We start from the raw sequence: 3,258 nt of genomic DNA, 5'->3' as shown, positions 1-3,258 counted from the left end.
CGAGCTCGAGGACGCGATCGACGTCGAGCACGACCATGAGCTGTCCGTCGAGGCGGTGGACGCCGCCGGCGAGCTTGGCCATGCGGGGATCGAGGTTGACGGGGTTCTCTTCCATGCCGGCCTCGGGCAGGCGCAACACCTCGCCGATCTGGTCGATCAGCAGGCCGTAGGATTCGCCGCGCAGATCGACGCCGACCGCCATCGGCACCTTGCCGTCCTCGGGCTGCGGCAGGCCGAGACGGGCGCGCATGTCGACCACGGTGACGATGCGGCCGCGCAGATTGAGCACGCCGGCGATCTCGCGCGAGGACAGCGGCACGCGGGTGACGCGCTCGGGCATGAACACGTCCTGGACGCGGGAGATCGGCAGGCCGAACAGCTGGCCGCCGATCATCGCGGTGACGTATTCGACCATGGCGCCTTCGCTGGACTGCATCTTGTTGCTGGCCATAAGCCTATCTCCTGATCCCCTGGGTTACGCCGCCGCCCGGCTCAGCTCGGAGGCGCCGGCGGCGCCCGCGGTCTGCTCCTTCAGCGCCGCGATCAGACCGGGACGGTCGAACTTGGCGACATAATCGTGGAAGCCGGCCTGACGGCCGCGCTCGATCGCCGCCGGCGACACCAAGGCCGACAGGCCGATGATCGGCATCGAGCCGAGATTGTTGTCGGCGCGGATGGTCTCGGCGAACTCGAACCCGTTCATGTCGGGCATCTCGATGTCGGTCAGGACCACGTCGAAGCTCTGGGCCCGCAGCGCGGCGAGGCCCTCCTGCGCGGTCGGCGCGGTGCGGACGCGGTAGCCGGCCGCCTTCAGCACCGGGGCCAGCATGTTGCGGAAGAACGCGGAATCGTCGACCAGCAGCACCGACTGCGAGTGCAGCGACGGCTTCATCTCCTTGCGGGTGAACCAGTCGGCGAACGCCATCGGCAGGAAGTGGCCGACGTCGATCACCTCGGTGGCCTGGCCCTTGATCACGGCCGAGCCGAGAATGCCGGAGGAGGAGCCGCCGACCTCGATGTTGAGCCGTTCCTCGACGATGTCGATGATCTCGTCGACGACGAGGCCCATGGAGCGGCCGTCATCGGCGAACACCAGGATCGGCTGGGCGCCCTGGCTCGCGATGGTGACGCTTTCCATGGCCACCAGCGGCATCAGCTGCTCGCGGTACTGCACCATGTAGCGGCCGTTAGAGAACTCGATCTTGTCGGCGGGGAGCTCCTCCAGGCGGGTGACGAGCCCGAGCGGGACCGCCTTGGGCTGCGAGGAGCCGGCGCGGAACACCAGCAGCGAGGTGGTCTGCTCGCCCGAGCCGATGTGATGGGCGCCGTTCTCGTCGCCCATGTCGTGGGCCGAGGAGCCGGCGGCGCCGAGCGCCTTGGCAATGCCGTTGGGGTCGATGATCATGATGACGGCGCCATCGCCCAAAATGGTGTTGCCGGAGAACATGTCGATGTGACGCAGTTTTGTCGACATCGGCTTCACGACGATCTCTTCCGTATGGAAGACGCCATCGACGACGATACCAAAAGTCTGGCTGCCGACCTGCGTGACCACGATGAAGCCGTTCTCGGGATCGGAGGCCGCGCCGTCGTCGATCTTCAAGAGCTTCTTCAGGTGGATCAGCGGCAGCAGCTTGTTGCGCAGGCGCAAGACCGCGGTGTCCTTGATGCGCTCGATGCGGTGCTCGGAATTGGCGCGGGCGCGCACCAGCTCGACCACCGAGAGCTGCGGGATCGCGAAGCGGTCGCCGGCGGCTTCCACGATCAGGGCGGAGACGATGGCGAGCGTCAGCGGGATCTTGATGGTGACCGAGGAGCCTTCGCCGGCCACGCTCTTGATGTCGATGGTGCCGCCGATCTGGTCGATATTGGTGCGCACCACGTCCATGCCGACGCCGCGCCCCGACACCGAGGTGATGGCGGCCGCGGTGGAGAAGCCCGGGGCGAAGATGAACTTGTGGATCTGGGCTTCGCTCATCTTCTCGAGCTCGGCCTCGGTGACGAGACCCGAGGAGACGGCCTTGGCCTTGATCTTCTCGGTGTTGAGGCCTCTTCCGTTGTCGGCGATGCAGATGATGATGTGGCCGCCCTCGTGATAGGCGGACAGGCGAATAGTGCCCTGCTCGCCCTTGCCGGCAGCGAGGCGCTCGGCCGGCGTCTCCAGGCCATGATCGGCGGAGTTGCGCACCATGTGGGTGAGCGGGTCCTTGATCAGGTCGAGCACCTGGCGGTCGAGCTCGGTGTCGGCGCCGTGCATCTCCAGTTCGATCTGCTTGCCGAGTTCGCTGGAGAGATCGCGGACGATGCGGGGCAGCTTCTGCCAGGCATTGCCGATCGGCTGCATGCGCGTCTTCATGACGCCTTCCTGCAGCTCGGCGGTGACGTTGGACAGGCGCTGCAACGGCACCTTGAACTCGGTGTCCTCGTTGCGGCGGGAGATCTCCAGCAGCTGGTTGCGGGTCAGGACCAGCTCGGAGACCATGGTCATCAGATGCTCCAGCGTATCCACGTTGACGCGGATCGACTGGTTGGCGATGCGGTCGCCTTCGCCGGCACTCTCGTCGGCCATCGACTTCTTCGGCGCGGCCTTCTCCTTGGCGGCGGACTTTACGGCTTCCTTCGCGGCTTCCCTGGCGGCAGGCGCTTCAGCCGCAACCTCGGCCTTGGCAGCCGGCGCAGGCACCGGGGCTTCGATCGCGGTCTCGCGGAAGGCGCGCTCGAGCTCGTCGAGCGAGACTTCGCCCGGACGCAACGGACGCTCCAGGGTCTGGTCGACCAGCGAGCCGGAGACCATCTCCTTGGCGGGCGCGGCGGCCGGGGCTTCCGGCACCAGCGGCGGAGCCTCAGTGACGGGAGCAGAACCTGCAGCCATCGCCGCCATGCCCTGCTCGACCATCGCTTCCAGCTTGTCGATGAGGTCGCGGTCGTTGCCCTCGGGCTCGGCCTCGGTGGCTTCGAGGCCGGCGAGGATTTCCTTGATGCGGTCGATCGAGGACAGGATCACCGTCACGGCTTCGGCCGTCACCGGCATGCCGTCACGGAATTTGCCCATCAGGGTCTCGCCGGCATGGGCCAGCGCTTCGAGCCGGGGCAGGCCCAGGAAGCCGCAGGTGCCCTTGATGGTGTGGACCAGGCGGAAGATGTTATCCAGGATCTTGGCGTTGTTCGGCTCCTGCTCGAACTTCACCAATTGATTGTCCACGGTGTCCAGGCTCTCGCTGGTCTCCGTCAGAAACTCCCGCAACAGATCATCCATGA

2 protein-coding genes are annotated in these 3,258 nt (G+C 66.5%); both read right to left on the bottom strand.

The annotated features are described in order from the left end of the window. On the bottom strand, positions 1-451 hold a 451-nt coding region (locus AC066S_RS38585; RefSeq protein ID WP_478271900.1), incomplete at its 3' end, for a chemotaxis protein CheW. Positions 452-475: 24 nt separating this feature from the next. Continuing rightward, positions 476-3,256 carry a hybrid sensor histidine kinase/response regulator gene (locus AC066S_RS38580; RefSeq protein WP_478271899.1) on the bottom strand — a complete coding sequence of 927 codons (2,781 nt, stop codon included), beginning with the start codon at positions 3,254-3,256 and terminating at the stop codon, positions 476-478. Between the last annotated feature and the right edge of the window lie 2 nt (positions 3,257-3,258).

This window comes from Bradyrhizobium sp. CFUWI, from assembly GCF_056429085.1.
Note: the sequence above shows the minus strand (reverse complement) of the source record. Positions and strands in the feature narration are given on the sequence as shown.